Source organism: Nonomuraea sp. NPDC049129 (genome assembly GCF_040648495.1).
Classification (GTDB): Bacteria; Actinomycetota; Actinomycetes; order Streptosporangiales; family Streptosporangiaceae; genus Nonomuraea.
Window position 1 is genome coordinate 49602 of sequence record NZ_JBEZDU010000022.1, and the last position, 15255, is coordinate 64856.

Genomic DNA, 15255 nt, shown 5'->3' on the forward strand with positions numbered 1-15255 from the left:
CTCTATCCAAAATCCGGTCTATCCCAAATCTGGTCTATCCCAGATCAATATGTTCCACATTGTCGCGACCGCGATCGCCACTCTGATCGTCGCGTGGCCTGCGAGGGGCCGGCCTGCTCAGCGCGTCGATCGTCTGGCGGAACGCGGCGAACAGCTCGCCGCCGGCCGCCACCAGGTGCCCGGCCACGTCGTTGCCGGACTCCCGCTGTGCCGCGATGGCCCGGCAGACCGGGCAAGCGCGGCAGATGTACTCATCGTGGGGCTCGGACACCGCCTCGCTCCACACGTCTCTGTCCCTCTGCCCGCCGCCGCCCCCGGTGAACGAGTTGAGCACGGTCCTGCCGACCTGGCGGGTGGCCCGCCCCTGGATGGTGTCGAAGAGCTTGCGCGCCTCGTCCGTGACGGTGCCGATCGGGTCTCTGTTGCTCTCAGTCATCTGGCCCTCCTGCTGTGAACCGTACCCGGAGCAGGCCGTCGCGGAGCGCCGCGCCGCTGATCCGTCTGCGGGCCAGCGCCGCCGGCAGTGCCAGGATCCTCCGGTAGGGGCCGGCGGTGATGATCAGCTCGTCGCCCTTGCGGGCCAGGTCCACCTCGGCCCGGTCGGCGCCAGGCAGGGCCAGGGTCAGCTCGTCGGCGGACAGCCGCAGCGGCGGCTCCACCTCCGGGGCGGCGAACGGGTCCACCTCGCCGTAGATCGCCCCGCCCACCTGGGCCAGCGCGTCCTTGCCGACCGGCTCGGCCGGAAGGTAGGGCACGACGTGGATGGGCAGCGGCGCGAACGACTCCTCGGCCTCGGCCAGGAGCCTCGACTGGGCCGCCACCCACTGGGCGCGCCACTCATCGGCGCCCTCGGCGGGGAAGACCCGGTTGGCGACCACCGCGTCGACGCGGTAGCCGTACAGGTTGAGCGAGGTGAGGGTGCGCCTGGCCTCGGCGAGCACCACGGCCTCCGGCGTGAACACCAAGCGCACGGAGGCGTTGTCGCCGGTGAGCAGCTCGCGCACCTCCAGCAGGCCCCGGTGGAAGCGCTCCCCCGCGCTCATGACCTCCTCGCCGGGCGCGCTGACGTGGGCCACGCTGCGCACGAACGGCGAGACGATCTTCATGATCTTGCGGCCGACCGGCATCAGCCTGGTCATGTGCCAGTCGAGCGCCTCGGGCAGGGCCAGCAGGCGCAGGGTCTCGGCGGTGGGGGCGCAGTCGACGACGATGACGTCCCAGCGTCCTTCGCGGGCGTGCTCGCGCAGCTCCAGGAGGGCGATGACCTCCTCTGCGCCGGGCAGGATGGTGATCTCCTCGGAGGTGATCTCATCCAGGCCCAGCTCGGTGAGCAGCCCTCTTGCGTAGTCCTGCAGCTCGCCCCAGTGGCGCTCCAGCGTCTTCTGGGTGTCGACCTGGTGCAGGTGCAACCCCGGCGCGACCTCGCCCGGCTCGACGCCGAGCGCGTCGGCCAGCGAGTGGGCGGTGTCGGTGGAGACGATCAGCGTCTTCAGGCCGCGCTTGGCGGCGAGCGTGGCGGTCGCCGCGGCGGCGGTGGTCTTGCCCACACCGCCCTTGCCGGTGAAGAGCAGAACTCGCGGGCTCACCTCAGTGCCCTTCGACGCGCTTCTTGAGGCCCTTGAGCGCGGTGTCCACGATGACCTTCTCCGCCTTGCGCTTGATCATGCCGATCATGGGGACCTTGAGGTCGGCCGAGAGCTCGTATGTCACCTCGGTGCCGGTGCCCGTCTCGGCCAGCTGGTAACTCCCCGCGAGCTCGGCGAGCATCTTGCCCGGCTCGACGACCTGCCAGCGGACGCTCTCGTCGTCCTGCCAGGTGTAGCCGAGGGTGTAGGCGTCGCTGATCACTCCGGCGTCCAGGACGAAGCGCACCGTCTCCGGCCTGCCGTCGGCCCCGGTGCTGAGGACCTCCGCCTCCTTCACCTGACCCGCCCATTCGGGGTAGGCCGCGAAGTCGGCGATGACGGCCATCACGGCGGCCCGGTCGGCGCCGACGGTGATGCTCGAAGTGGTGCGATCAGCCATGCGACCACCGTACCGGTCGGGTCACCATTCGAGGATGAACGGAACCCCCTTTCCCCGGAAATGACCCACGTTCACGCACTCGGTGCGCCCGATACGGGTGCGCCGGTGCAGTGGCTGGTGCACATGCCCGAACAGGGCGTAGCGCGGCTGCGTCCGCCTGATCGCCGCCAGCGTCGCCTCGCTGCCGCGCTCGAAGCGCCTGGCCACCACGTCGTACAGCAGCTCGGGCACCGCGGGCGGGATGTGACAGCACAGCACGTCGACCTCGCCGACCGCCTCGACCTTGGCGGCGAACTCCTCGTCACTGATCTCGTACGGGGTGCGGTAGGTGGTCTTGAGCCCGCCGCCGACGAAGCCGAACCGCCAGCCGCCGATCTCCACGCTCTGGCCGTCGAGCACCTGGTGACCGTCCTGGAGGTAGTCGGACCACAGGCGCGGGATGTCGACGTTGCCGTAGGTGAGGTAGGCCGGCGCGGGCATGGCCGCGAAGAGCTCTTTGTACTGGGCGCGTACGTTGCGCTCGATGTGCTCGCGCGGATCGCCGTCGAGGGTGGACCACAGCCGCGCCGACATGGCTCTGGCCTCGTCGAAGCGCTTGGCCGTGCGCAGCGCGATGAACTCCGCGGCCCGCTCGGCGCCGAACAGGTCCGGGAAGATGCCCTGCGCGTGGTCGTCGTAGTCGATGAAGAGGATCAGGTCACCGAGACAGATCAGCGCGTCGGCCCCCGCCCCGGCGCCGGCCAGCGCGTCCGCTCTGCCGTGTACGTCGCTGATGACATGGACCCTCATGCGGGAAATCCTATGAGAGCGGCTGCTAGCGTGAGAATGACCCCTACCCGTGGGTAATTCAACGCGATAGCGTCCAGGCGGTCCCCCCGAACAGGAGTTGATTCCGTGCGCGAGTACAGCGTCCCGGTGCTGGTCGACGTACCTGCCTCCGCGAGCCTGCCCGACACGGTCTTCAGGCGGGCCGAGCAGGAGCCCGGCGCGGTCGTCATGCGGCGCAAGCAGGACGGCGGCTGGCCCGCCGTCACCGCCTCCGAGTTCCGCGACCAGGTGGTCGAGCTGGCCAAGGCGCTGATCGCGGCGGGCATCGAGCACGGCGACCGGGTCGCGCTCATGTCGCGCACCCGCTACGAGTGGACGCTGATCGACTACGCGATCTGGTCGATCGGCGCGGTCACCGTGCCGATCTACGAGACGTCGGCGGTCGAGCAGGTCAAGTGGATCCTGTCCGACAGTGAGGCCAAGGCGGTGTTCGTCGAGCTCGACGGGCACGAGGAGACCGTGCGCGAGGCCGCGCCCGGCCTGAAGCCGATCTGGCGCGTCGACGAGACCCTCGACGGCTCCGAGGTGACCGACGCCGCCTTCGAAGAGCGGCGCGCCGGGGTCGGCTCGGCCGACCTGGCCACGGTCGTCTACACCTCCGGCACCACCGGCCGGCCCAAGGGCTGCCGGATCACGCACGACAACCTGCTGTTCACCGCCCGCAACGTGGTGGCGGGCCCCCTGGAGGCGCTCTTCGCCGGCAAGTCGCCGGCGGCGCTGCTGTTCCTGCCGCTCGCGCACATCTTCGCCCGCATGATCCAGGTCGCCATCATCGAGGCGGGCGCGATCCTGGCCCACACCCCGAACATGAAGAACGTGGCCCCGGACCTGGCCGAGTTCCAGCCGACGTTCCTGCTCGGCGTGCCCCGCGTGTTCGAGAAGGTCTACAACGGCGCCGAGCAGCGGGCCATCGCCGGCGGCAAGGGCGCGATCTTCGCCCGCGCCGCCGACACCGCCGTCGCGTGGAGCAAGGCCGAGAGCTCCGGCGGCGCGGGCCTGGGCCTGCGCCTGCGGCACGCCCTGTTCGACCGGCTGGTGTACGGCAAGCTCCGCACGGCCACGGGCGGCCGGCTGACGGCGGCGGTGTGCGGCGGCTCGGCCCTCGGCGACCGGCTCGGCCACTTCTTCAGGGGCGTCGGCATCGAGGTGTTCGAGGGCTACGGCCTGACCGAGACCTCGGCGCCCTGCTCGGTCAACATGCCGGGCGCCAACAAGATCGGCACGGTCGGCAAGCCGCTGCCCGGCGTGTCGATCCGCATCGCCGACGACGGCGAGATCCTGGCCAAGGGCCGCCACGTCTTCCACGGTTACTGGCACAACGACCAGGCGACGGCCGAGGCGATCGACGCCGACGGCTGGTACCACACGGGCGACGTGGGCGAACTCGACGCCGACGGCTACCTGCGCATCACGGGACGCAAGAAGGAGATCCTGGTGACGGCGGCGGGCAAGAACGTCGCCCCCGGCCCGCTGGAGGACGCGCTGAGGGCGCACCCGCTGATCTCCCAGGCCATGATCGTCGGCGACGGGCGGCCCTTCGTGGCGACGCTGATCACCCTGGACCCGGAGGCGCTGGACCACTGGAAGTCGGTCAACGACCTGCCGACGGCTACGCTGAGTGAGCTTTGCACGGATCCGCGGGTGCTGGCGGAGGTGCAGAAGGCCGTGGACACGGCGAATCTGACGGTGTCGAAGGCGGAGCAGATCAAGAAGTTCGCCATCCTGGATGTGGACATCACCGAGGACAGCGGGCACCTGACGCCGACCCTGAAGATCAAGCGCAACGTGGTGATGCGGGACTTCGCCAAGGATGTGGACGCACTGTACAAATGATTACGCTGGGTATAGAAATCGCTACCCGTTGTCCCGGATTCTCTGGACGCTCTTGACGCCACTTCGCTAGCCTGAGAAGGCAATCGGGACCGGAGATCTGATACATCCCCGGTCCCTACCTTCAAAGGTAGGGGAGATAACGGTGAGCATCAAGGAAGCGGGTATGCAGTTCATCGGCAGCATCGAGAACGAATTCGTCCGGATAGGGGCCGACCAGATGGAGATGGGCCAGCAGCTCACTGAACGCATCAACGGCGTCGCGGACCGGGTCAAGACACTGGACGGCAAGGTCACCGTTCTGGATGGCAAGGTCACCGTTCTGGACGCCAAGGTCACGTCCATGCAGGCGTCGATAGACGACCTCCAGGCCCGACAGGCAACGATGCAGACGTCGATAGACGGGCTCCAGGCCGGACAGGCAACGATGCAGCAGACCCAGACGGAGATGATGCACATCCTCGTCGCCATCCAGCGCAAGCTCGACCTCAACTAAGCAGCAGCCACGCGAACGGCCCCCGGCACCACGCGCCGGGGGCCGTTCGCGTGTCAGCCCTTCGTCGCCCCGCCCGTGAGCCCCTTGACGAACTGCTTCTGCAGCAACAGGTAGAACACCAGGATCGGCAGCGTGGCCAGGAACATGAGCGCGAACATCCCGCCGAAGTCCGCCGCGTACTGCCCGAGCGACTTGTAGATGCCCGTCATGATCGTCGTACCCTCGCGCGGCCCATAGATGATCAGCGGGTTGAGGAAGTCGTTCCAGATCCACACCCCGAGGAAGATCAGCACGCTGGCCGTCGCCGGACGCAGCAGCGGGAAGACGATCTTCCAGAACGTCTGCCACCGCGTGGCCCCGTCGATGGCCGCGGCCTCCTCCAGCTCCCGCGGCACGCCCTTCATGAAGCCGGAGAAGACGAAGACCCCGAACGGCACGTAGTAGCCGACGTTGAAGAGCACGAGGCCCTGCAGCGTCGACATCAGCCCGAGCGCCTTGAGCACCTGAGTGATCGGGATCAGGATCACCTGCGGCGGGATCATCAGCCCGCACAGCAGCAGGACCATGATCACTCGGGACCACCAGGTGTTCTGCCGGGCCAGGTAGTGGCCGAGCATGGCCGACAGCACCGTCAGGATGATGATCGACAGGGAGGTGACCAGGACGCTGGTCCGCAGCGACGACCAGAAGAGGCTGTCCGGGCTGGTCAGCACCCTGATCAGGTTGTCGAAGGTGGGCGGGATCGGCAGCGACATGGCGCCACTGGCGACCTGCCGGCTCTCCTTGAAAACGTTGATCAGCGCGATGTACAGAGGGATGAAGAATACCCCGCCGACGACCAGCGCGACCAGCGGGCGCAGCCACGGCACGGTGGAGCGCATCAGAGCTGCACCTCCCTTCGCCCCAGCACGCGCAGCGTGATCACCGACAGCAGCGCGATGACGATCAGCATGACGACGGCCTCCGCCGAGGCGTAGCCGGTGCGGTTCTCCACGAACCCCTCCTGCAGGATGACGAGCGCCACGCTCGCGGTCGTCCCCGTACCGGGTCCGCCGTTGGTGATCACCTTCACGTGGTCGAAGATCTTGAACGCGGAGATCAGCAGGACGACCGTGTTGATGGTGAGCGCGGGCGCCAGCAGCGGCCAGGTGACGCTCCAGAACCTGCGCACCGGACCCGCGCCGTCGATCGCCGCCGCCTCGGCCAGCTCCTGGGGTACGCCCTGCAGCCCGGCGAGATAGACGACCACGCAGAATCCGAGCATCTGCCAGCAGACGATCGACGACAGCGAGTAGAGCGCGATGTCCGGGTCGGACAGCCAGCCCGGCGGCTCACTGACGCCCAGCGCCCTGAGCGTCTGGTTGATCGGCCCGTCGTCGGCGAGGATGCGAGTCCAGATGACGCTGATGACCACGGAGCTGATCACCATCGGGGTGAAGAAGACGCTGCGCAGCGCGTTGTAGAGCCAGCCGCGGCGGTCGAGGAGCACCGCGATGGCGACGCCCAGGACGTTCGGCACGATGACGACGATCAGCGTGAGGATCGTGGTCACCCGCAGCGACTGCAGGAACGTCTCGTCCTGCAGGAGCAACTGGTAGTTGCGCAGCCCGACGAAGTGCGTCTTGGGCCGCAGCAATGCCTGGTCGGTCAGGCTGTAACCGAAACTGAGCGTGATCGGCAGCACGACGAGGCAGAAGTAGATGAGCGTGCCGGGCGCGGCGAACGACAGGAAATGCCACAGCCCGGCCCCTTTGCCGCCCGGCCGTCGCCGGCGTACTCGGGCCTGCGCGTGGCCGGGCTTGTGATGGTGGATGGTGGTGCCAGCGGCCATCAGGCCAGACCCCTCCTGGTCGGAATCGGATCCCGGTCAGACCGAGGGGCGGGCGCTCGGCGGCCCGCCCCGCCGGATCAGCCGGATTTCTCCCACTCGGTGTCGAGGAAGGCCAGTGCCTGGTCGACCGTCTTCTTGCCGCTGACCAGGTCCTGCGCCGTGGACCAGAACTTGCCCTGCATGCCCGGCAGCATCGCCGTGTCCCCGGCCTCCCAGCTGAACGCGGGGACGGTCGCCTTCTCGTTCAGCGCCTTCTGCCACAGGTCGTAGACGGCCTTGAACACCGGGCCCGTGTCCGACGGCGGCGTGTAGCCCTTGATCGCCGGGAAGAGCGCGTCGGCCTTGACCGAGGCGTCCAGGTTCTCCTTGGTGAGCTGGAAGGCCAGCGCGAACTTCTTGGCCGCGGCCATGTTCTTGGCCGTCGCGCTGACGGACAGCCCGCCGCCGGTGAAGGTCGGCATGTGCAGGGCGCCGTCGTCGCCGGGCCAGGCGAAGACCCCGATGTCGTCCTTCATGGGCGAGCCGTCGGCCGCGGCGGCGAACCAGCTGCCCATCGGGTACATCGCGCCCTTGCCGCCGAGGAAGGCCTCCTGCGTCTTGGGGTAGTCCTGCCCGATCTGCCGTTTGTCGAGGTAGCCCTTGGCGGCCAGGTCGGTGAACTTCTGCGTGGCGGCCTTCATGGCCGGGTCGGTGGCGAACTTCACCTCGCCGTTGCGCCGCTTGGTCATCCAGTCGGGCGTCTTGGCGTACAGGTCCGTGGCCAGGATGGCGGTCCACGGCTGGGAGGTGACGAACACGCCGCCCGACACGAACGGGGTGATGCCCTTGGCCTTCAGCTTCTCGGCGTCGGCCAGCAGGTCGGCGTAGGTCTTCGGCGGCTCGGCGATGCCGGCCTTCTGGAACAGCTTCTTGCTGTAGTAGACGTTCGGGATCGTCTGCGTGTTGGTCGGCAACTGGAGGATCTTCCCGTTGACCGCGCCGCAGGTCGGACAGAGGAAGTCCTTGAGCTCCTCCGGCGTCCACGTGGCCAGGCTCGGCTCCAGGGCGATCAGGTCCTGCATGCCGATCTGTACGTCAGGCAGCTGCCCGGAAGCGGCCAGTTGCTTGGCGTAGTCGTTGCGCTCGGACTCCGAAGGCGCGGCGACCAGCTCGACCTCCAGGTCGGGGTTGGCCTTGGTCACCAGATCGACCTGGGCCTTCCAGTACGACTCCGGCAGGTTCGGCGAGGGGAACACCAGGAAGGAGACCTTCTGTTTGCCCCCGGAGGCCGGCGCCGAGGACTGGCTTCCGCTGGGCGAATTGCTTGAGCAGGCACTAAGCGCGAGCGCGACGGCGAGTGTCATCGCCCCAGCCGCGAACAGCTTGTTCACTGTGCCACCCTTCTCACTCATCCGATCATTCGGTGGGGGCGCGAAATGATGCGTGTGAATAGGTAGGACCACTACTAGGGGTAACAGCTAAGCACTGACAACATAAGGGTTGATCCCACAGAAAGGTAGGATCACTCCGGCTCAGCGTATGCCATGTGATCGGATTGGTATGCGGGGACCGTCAGAGCCTGGCCCCGTCAAGATCAAACGATGACCAGCTCGCCCGCCTGCTCGGACAGCGCGGTCCTGGCCGTCTCGGGCAGCCCGCCGTCGGAGATCACCACGTCGGCCTCGCTGAGCCGGGCGATCGTGCTGATGCCCACGGTCCCCCACTTGGTGTGATCGGCCAGCACGACCAGGCTGCTCGCGGCCTCGACCAGGGCGCGGTCGGTCTCGGCCTCCATCATGTTCGGCGTGGTGAACCCGGCCCGCGTGGTCATCCCGTGCACGCCCAGGAACAGCATGTCCACGTTGAGCAGCCGGATCGCGGCGACCGCCACCGGGCCGACAAGGGCGTCCGATGGGGTACGCACGCCGCCCGTCAGCACCACCGTCTGGTCCGGCCGCCCGCCGTGCTGGAAGACGTCGGCGATGCGCACCGAGTTGGTCACCACGGTCAGGCCGGGCGTGTTCACCAGCTGGTGGGCGAGCGTCCAGGTCGTGGTCCCGGCCGAGAGCGCCACGGCGGTGCCCGGGAACACCAGCTCGGCGGCGCGGCGGGCGATGACCAGCTTCTCGTCCTCCTGCTGGACCGACTTGACGGCGAAGCCGGGCTCGTCGGTCGAGCCGGCGCCGATGACGGTCGCGCCGCCGTGCACCTTGGCCAGCAGCCCCCGCTCGGCCAGCAGCTCGAGGTCGCGGCGGATCGTGATGTCCGAGACGCCGAACTCGCGCACCAGGTCGACCACCTTGACGGCGCCGTTCAGCCGTACGAGCTCCAGAATCGTCTGCTGTCGCTGGACGGCGAGCATCGCATCACCCAGTTCCCAACAGTTTCTCGACATTTCCCGACATGCCATTCGGACGCATCATGACACGCCACCTGCGGATTTCAAGGCCCGTGCTCGGTTGTGATGGTTCTTGGCCGGCGTTCGACATCAAATCGTGCGTTGACAGCTGGTTGTGTGTGCTCTTCTCTGAAGGAAATCGAGCGAATTCGGGGGAATTTGAGGGTCCTGGCAAGGAGGAACCACCATGGTCCAACGTCTGCCGATCTCCCGTCGTAACCTGCTGCTCGGCGCGGCCGCCACCTTCGGCGTCCCGGCCGTCCTGGCCGGCTGCGGGTCCAGTCAGCCCGCCGCGCCGCCGGGTGGTAAGTCATCCGGAAACCTGGGCACGGTCACGTTCGGCTCCAACGCCTCGGACGAAATCCCCAAGAAGTCCCTCGAAACCGTGTTAAAGGGCTTCACCCAGGCCCAAGTGAAGATCAATACCGTGGACCACAACACGTTCCAGGAGAACATCAACCGCTACCTCAAAGGCACGCCGGACGATGTCTTCACCTGGTTCGCCGGATATCGCATGCAGTTCTTCGCCGAGCAGGGGCTCGCGACCGACATCTCGGACGTGTGGCGGGAAATCGGGAGCGACTACACACCCGCCTTCAAGGCCGCCTCGACGGGCACCGACGGTAAGCAGTACTTCGTGCCGTTCACGTACTATCCGTGGGCCGTCTTCTATCGCAAGAGTGTGTGGCAGGAGAAGGGCTACGAGCCGCCCAAGACGCTGGACGAGTTCACCGCGCTGGCCAAGAAGATGAAGGCCGACGGGCTGATCCCGATCGGGTTCGCCGACAAGGACGGCTGGCCCGCCATGGGCACGTTCGACATCATCAACATGCGGACGAACGGCTACGACTTCCACATCTCGCTCATGGGCGGCAAGGAGTCGTGGACCGACCCCAGGGTCAAGCAGGTCTTCGACACCTGGCGCGGGCTGATGGAGTATCACCAGCCCGCCGCGCTGGGCCGTACCTGGCAGGAGGCCGGGCAGGCGCTGCAGCAGAAGAAGACCGGCATGTACCTGCTCGGCATGTTCGTCGCCCAGCAGTTCCCGGAGAACGAGCGCGACGACATCGACTTCTTCACCTTCCCCGAGATCAATCCGACCTACGGCACCGACTCCATCGACGCGCCGATCGACGGCTACATGATCTCGGGCAAGGCCAAGAACGTCGACGGGGCCAAGGCCGTGCTCAAGCACCTGGCCCAGGGCAGCTCGCAGAACATCGCCACCAAGCTGGACCCGGGCACCCTGGCCGCCAGCTCCAAAGCCGACACCAGCGGTTACAGCACGCTGCAGAAGCGCGGCGCCGAGCTGGTGTCCAAGGCGACGCACCTGGCCCAGTTCCTCGATCGTGACACCCGGCCCGACTTCGCCTCAACGGTGATGATCCCGTCGCTGCAGTCGTTCGTCGGCAAGCCGAACGAGATCGACTCCTTGCTGGCGAGCATCGAGAAGCAGAAGACCAACATCTTCCGCTGATGGCCGCCAAGACCCGTCGCTACTCCGCCCGCGACGTGACCATCCTGGTCATCGGGCTGGGGGTGGCCATCATCGTCAACGTGGGCCTCATCTGGGGGCCCACGCTGGCCTCCATCGGGCTGTCGGGCACCGACTGGAACGGCATCAAGCCGATGGAGTGGGTGGGCGGCCGGAACTACACCGACCTGGTCAACGACTATCCGCCGTTCTGGTCGGCCATCCGCAACAACGTGCTCTGGCTGGGCTTCCTCGGTCTGGTCGCGACGCCGTTCGGGCTGTTCTGCGCGGTGCTGCTGGACCGGCGGCTGCGGCTGTCGCGCGTGTACCAGAGCGCGCTGTACACGCCGGTCGTGCTGTCGCTGGCCGTCGTGGGGTTCATCGCGCAGCTCGTCTACTCCTCCGACTACGGCGTGCTGAACGCGGTGACCGGGCTGACCGTGGACTGGCTGGGCGACCGGTCGATCAACATCTGGGTGGTCATGGTGGCGGCCGGCTGGCGGCACGTCGGGTACGTGATGATCATCTATCTGGCCGGGCTGAAGGCGGTCGATCCCGCGCTCAAGGAGGCGGCCGCGATCGACGGGGCCAACGAGGCGCAGGCGTTCTTCCGGGTGGTGTTCCCGACGCTGCGCCCGGTCAACGTGATCGTGCTGGTGATCACGGTCATCGAGGCGCTGCGCGCCTTCGACATCGTCTACGCCATCAACAAGGGCAGGAACGGGCTGGAGCTGCTGTCGGTGCTGGTCACCGAGAACATCGTGGGCGAGGCGAGCCGCATCGGGTTCGGCTCGGCCATCGCGGTGATCCTGCTGGTGATCACGCTCGGGTTCATCGTCACCTACCTGTCGCAGCTGTTCAGGGAGGAACGATGACGCTCACCGCGCCCATCACCACGCCCCCGGTCCAGGATCGCCGGGAGCCGGTGCGCCGCCGGGCGCGTCCGCTGCGGATCCTGCTGCACGTCTTCCTCGGCCTCGTGGCGCTGGGCTGGGTCCTGCCGCTCGCGCTGGCGCTCTACGCCTCGCTGCGCCCGTACGACGAGACCGCGCGGCTGGGGTACTTCTCGCTGCCCGAGCACCTGACGCTGGACTACTACGGGCAAGCGTGGAGCCAGGCCGACCTGCCCCGCTACTACCTCAACACGCTGATCATCGTGATCCCGGGCGTACTGATCACGCTGTTCATGGCCTCGTTCACCGCGTTCGCGATCGCGCGGCTGCGCATTCCGGGGCGCAAGGCGCTGCTGATCACGTTCACGGCGGGCAACCTGCTGCCGCCGCAGGTGCTCATCACCCCGCTCTACACCCTCTACACGCTCGTGCCGCTGCCGGCGTGGCTGTCGGACTCGCAGTCGCTGTACGACTCCTACCTCGGGCTGATCCTGGTGCACGTGGCATTCCAGTTCGGCTTCTGCGTGTTCGTCATGTCGAACTTCATGCGCACGATCCCGGAGGAGATCACCGAGGCGGCGCTGGTCGACGGAGCGAGCGTGTGGCGCCGCTACTGGCAGCTCACGCTGCCGCTGTGCCGCCCGGTGCTGGCGGCGCTGGCCACGCTGGAGTTCACCTTCATGTACAACGACTTCCTGTGGGCGCTGGTGCTGATGTCGTCGGGCGACAAACTGCCCGTCACCTCGGCCCTGAACAACCTGCGCGGCCAGTTCTTCACCGACTACAACCTGCTGGCGGCCGGGTCGATGCTGGTCGCGCTGCCGACGCTGATCGTCTTCCAGATGCTGCACAAGCAGTTCGTCGCCGGACTCACCCTGGGGGCCACCAAGGGCTAAAGGAGCGCGTGGAAGCGGGCGGCGACCAGGTCCCAGGTCCACTCGCCGGCGATCCAGTCGCGGCCCCGGGCGCCCATCTTCCGGGCCCGTTCGGGGTCGCCGAGCAGCTCGATCAGGGCCGCGGCGACCTCCGCCACGTCGGTGCCGTCGACGACGAGGCCGGTCTCGCCGTGCCGTACCGCGTCCGGGGCGCCGCCGGACGCGCCCGCGACGACCGGCAGGCCGGTCGCCGATGCCTCCAGGAACACGATCCCCAGCCCCTCAACGTCGACGCCGCCCAGCCGGGTACGGCACGGCATCGCGAACACGTCGGCGGCGGCGTAATAACCGGCCAGGCTGCCCGCCGGGACCGTACCGGTGAAGCGGACGGACTCGTGCCCCCGCGCCAGCTTCTCCAGCCGCTTGCGGTACGGCCCGCCGCCCACGAACAGCAGCACCGACTCCGGCACCGCGCGCAGCACCCGGGGCCAGGCCCTGATGAGCTGGTCCTGGCCCTTGCGCGGCACCAGCCTCGACACGCAGATCACCACCGGCCGCCCGGCCAGCCCGAGCTCGGCCTTGGGCGCGTCCGGGTGGAACTGGCCGGTGTCCACGCCCGGCGCCAGACGTACCAGCTTGGCCGGCGAGATCGCCGCGGCCAGCCGGGCGCGCGTGTACTCGCCGAGGTAGGTCACCACGTCGGCGTGCGCGCCGATCCTGCGCAGCGCCCCACGGAACAGCGGCGCGCTCGCCCACGACGCCTCGTGGCCGTGGGTGAGCATCACCACGCGCCGCGCGCCGGCCGCCCGTAACCCCGGCGCGAGCAGGCCCAGCGGGGCCGCCGAGCCGAACACCACGGTGTCCGCCCGCTGCTCGGCCAGCAGGTGGGCGGCCCGGCGGGCGACCGCCGGGGTGGGCAGCATGAGCGAGGTGGGGTGCCGGACGATCCGGTACGGCTGGCGGCTGTCGAACTCCGCGCACCCCTGCCAGGCCGGAGCGTAGACGGCCACGCCAGGGGTGCGCAGGGCCAGCCCGTGCACGAACGACTGGATGCCGCCCGGCCGGGGCGGGAAGTCGTTCGTGACGATGAGCACGCCGGTCACGGCTGCTGCTGGCCGTTCAGCGCGGCCCACTCCCGGGCCATGGCGATGCGTTGGGGGCCGGTGGGGTGTGACGCATAGAGGGCATATTCCACCGGATCCGGCGACAAGTCGGAAATATTGGTAATTGCCAGGCGTTTCTGCATGGAGATGAAGGTGGCCGGGTCCTTCGTGAGGTTCAGGGCGTGGAGGTCGGCGCGGGCCTCGATGTGGCGGCTGACCACGTTCTGGGCCGGTCCTGAGATGACCGTGGCCAGGCTCATCAAGCCCATGATCACTCCTACCGCCCGTGGATCGGCCGCCGAGGCGATGCCCGTGCGCCGCCGCAGCATGCCCAGCAGCAGGAACAGCAGGATCGCGCCGAACGCGGCGCCCAGCCCGCCCACCAGCGTGCCGACCAGCACGTCCCCGTACTTGGCGTGGCCCAGCTCGTGCGCCACGACCAGCTCGACCTCGGACTGCGGGGCCCGCAGCAGCGTGTCGTACACGACGATCCGGCGCGTGGCGCCGAAGCCGGAGACGTAGGCGTTGAGCGCGTTCGTCCGGCGGGAGGCGTCGGCGATCAGCACGTCCTCGACCGGGACATGGGCGCGCTCGGCCAGCATCATCAGGTTCGCCCTGAGCGCGCCGCCCGGCATCGGGCGGAAGTCGTTGAACAGCGGCTCGAACACGACCGGATACACGAACGAGGCCACCAAGGTGAACGCGAACGCGCCCGCGGCGGCCGGGATCCACCAGCGCCGCAGCCACCTGGCCAGCGCCACCACGACCAGCACCATGATGGACTGCAGCACCACGTTCACGGCCAGGCTCTTGAGCCGGTCGCCGGTCCAGCCGGCCCAGTCCTGCGTGGACAGGCCGTAGTCGCGCAGCTGCACCTCGTACCAGATGCCCAGGGGCCACCTGATCGCCTCGACGATCGCGGTCAGCACCACCACCCCCAGCACGACCCGCACCCACCACGGCCCGCGCAGCTTACTCAGCACCTTGGCACCGAACGGCGTGAGCACGAGCAACCCCGCGAACAGCACGGTCAGCCCGAGGGAGAGGTAACCGGGCAGGCTCGTGGCCGCGTCGAAGGCGGCGGCCCTGGCGATCTCGGCGGCACTGAAGTCGCGCGCCGGATCCGGCGTCACCGTGGGGGTGCCCGAGGGCATCACCCGCCAGGGCGTCGTGAACGCCACCACGGCCAGGATCACCACACCGAGCACGACCAGCGCCCAACCGGCACCGGCCCGGCCGAACGCGACGTCCCCACCGTCCGCGACCCAGCCACCTGACACGGCACGGTCGCTCGGCGCGGCACGGTCGTCTGGCGCGGCACGGTCACTCGCTGTGGCACGGTCGTCTGGCACGGCGCGGTCCCTTGGTGCGGCACGGTCGTGTGGCGCGGCGCTACCGCCTGACGTGGCGGGGTCGCTTGATGCGGCGTCCTCGCCGGGCTGTGGTGCCGGGTTCCGATCGGGGCCCGCGTCGTCGTCAGGCGGCGGCATGCTGTCGTCGGTGCCCTGCAGATCGTCCATCCG

The 15255-nt window shown here is 68.4% G+C and carries 15 protein-coding genes; 5 read left to right on the forward strand and 10 right to left on the reverse strand.

What is annotated here, in order from left to right:
- Positions 1 to 34: 34 nt before the first annotated feature.
- Genes AB0B64_RS45690 through AB0B64_RS45705 form a run of 4 tightly spaced genes read right to left on the reverse strand, consistent with a single transcriptional unit; the run spans position 35 to position 2814 of the window.
- Positions 35 to 436 (reverse strand): hypothetical protein, encoded by a 402-nt coding sequence (locus AB0B64_RS45690; protein WP_357945041.1) that lies wholly within the window; start codon positions 434 to 436, stop codon positions 35 to 37.
- Positions 429 to 1586, reverse strand: a complete 1158-nt coding sequence (locus tag AB0B64_RS45695) for an ArsA family ATPase (RefSeq protein WP_358188036.1) — start codon at positions 1584 to 1586, stop codon at positions 429 to 431. Before AB0B64_RS45695 ends, AB0B64_RS45690 begins: the two co-directional genes overlap by 8 nt.
- Before the next feature lies 1 nt (position 1587).
- Positions 1588 to 2025 carry an SRPBCC family protein gene (locus AB0B64_RS45700; RefSeq protein WP_357945038.1) on the reverse strand — a complete coding sequence of 146 codons (438 nt, stop codon included), beginning with the start codon at positions 2023 to 2025 and terminating at the stop codon, positions 1588 to 1590.
- A 21-nt stretch (positions 2026 to 2046) separates the two neighbouring features.
- Positions 2047 to 2814: a metallophosphoesterase gene (locus AB0B64_RS45705; protein WP_357945035.1), complete on the reverse strand. Its 768-nt coding sequence runs from the start codon at positions 2812 to 2814 to the stop codon at positions 2047 to 2049.
- A 105-nt stretch (positions 2815 to 2919) separates the two neighbouring features.
- Here AB0B64_RS45705 and AB0B64_RS45710 point away from each other — a divergent pair, with 105 nt between their 5' ends.
- Entirely contained in the window at positions 2920 to 4686 is a 1767-nt protein-coding gene (locus AB0B64_RS45710) for an AMP-dependent synthetase/ligase (protein ID WP_358188046.1), read from the forward strand.
- A 142-nt stretch (positions 4687 to 4828) separates the two neighbouring features.
- The gene (locus AB0B64_RS45715) at positions 4829 to 5179 is read left to right on the forward strand and encodes a hypothetical protein (RefSeq protein ID WP_358188051.1); all 351 of its coding nucleotides are present in this window, start codon (positions 4829 to 4831) and stop codon (positions 5177 to 5179) included.
- A gap of 53 nt (positions 5180 to 5232) precedes the next feature.
- On the opposite strand, the gene AB0B64_RS45720 is transcribed toward AB0B64_RS45715, so the two are convergent.
- The 4 genes from AB0B64_RS45720 to AB0B64_RS45735 form a co-directional block, all read right to left on the reverse strand.
- Positions 5233 to 6060: a carbohydrate ABC transporter permease gene (locus AB0B64_RS45720; RefSeq protein WP_357945026.1), complete on the reverse strand. Its 828-nt coding sequence runs from the start codon at positions 6058 to 6060 to the stop codon at positions 5233 to 5235.
- Positions 6060 to 7010: a sugar ABC transporter permease gene (locus AB0B64_RS45725; protein ID WP_357945024.1), complete on the reverse strand. Its 951-nt coding sequence runs from the start codon at positions 7008 to 7010 to the stop codon at positions 6060 to 6062. The genes AB0B64_RS45720 and AB0B64_RS45725 overlap by 1 nt, the downstream gene beginning before the upstream one ends.
- 77 nt (positions 7011 to 7087) lie before the next feature.
- The gene (locus AB0B64_RS45730; protein WP_358188062.1) at positions 7088 to 8401 is read right to left on the reverse strand and encodes an extracellular solute-binding protein; all 1314 of its coding nucleotides are present in this window, start codon (positions 8399 to 8401) and stop codon (positions 7088 to 7090) included.
- 182 nt (positions 8402 to 8583) lie between these two features.
- Positions 8584 to 9351, reverse strand: coding sequence for a DeoR/GlpR family DNA-binding transcription regulator (locus AB0B64_RS45735; protein WP_357945019.1), 768 nt, complete (start codon positions 9349 to 9351; stop codon positions 8584 to 8586).
- Positions 9352 to 9574: 223 nt separating this feature from the next.
- On the opposite strand from AB0B64_RS45735, the gene AB0B64_RS45740 reads away from it, so the two are divergent.
- From AB0B64_RS45740 to AB0B64_RS45750, 3 genes are read left to right on the forward strand one after another with little or no spacing between them, the layout of a single operon-like run.
- Complete coding sequence (locus AB0B64_RS45740) at positions 9575 to 10864, forward strand: ABC transporter substrate-binding protein (RefSeq protein WP_357945017.1); 1290 nt, start codon at positions 9575 to 9577, stop codon at positions 10862 to 10864.
- Complete coding sequence (locus AB0B64_RS45745; RefSeq protein ID WP_357945015.1) at positions 10864 to 11736, forward strand: sugar ABC transporter permease; 873 nt, start codon at positions 10864 to 10866, stop codon at positions 11734 to 11736. The genes AB0B64_RS45740 and AB0B64_RS45745 overlap by 1 nt, the downstream gene beginning before the upstream one ends.
- A complete protein-coding gene (locus tag AB0B64_RS45750; RefSeq protein ID WP_357945012.1) occupies positions 11733 to 12650 on the forward strand; it encodes a carbohydrate ABC transporter permease in 918 nt (305 codons plus the stop codon). Before AB0B64_RS45745 ends, AB0B64_RS45750 begins: the two co-directional genes overlap by 4 nt.
- On the opposite strand, the gene AB0B64_RS45755 is transcribed toward AB0B64_RS45750, so the two are convergent.
- Both AB0B64_RS45755 and AB0B64_RS45760 read right to left on the reverse strand, forming a co-directional pair.
- Positions 12647 to 13732 (reverse strand): glycosyltransferase family 4 protein, encoded by a 1086-nt coding sequence (locus tag AB0B64_RS45755; RefSeq protein ID WP_357945009.1) that lies wholly within the window; start codon positions 13730 to 13732, stop codon positions 12647 to 12649. The genes AB0B64_RS45750 and AB0B64_RS45755 overlap by 4 nt on opposite strands.
- Entirely contained in the window at positions 13729 to 15252 is a 1524-nt protein-coding gene (locus AB0B64_RS45760) for a M48 family metallopeptidase (RefSeq protein ID WP_357945007.1), read from the reverse strand. Before AB0B64_RS45760 ends, AB0B64_RS45755 begins: the two co-directional genes overlap by 4 nt.
- Between the last annotated feature and the right edge of the window lie 3 nt (positions 15253 to 15255).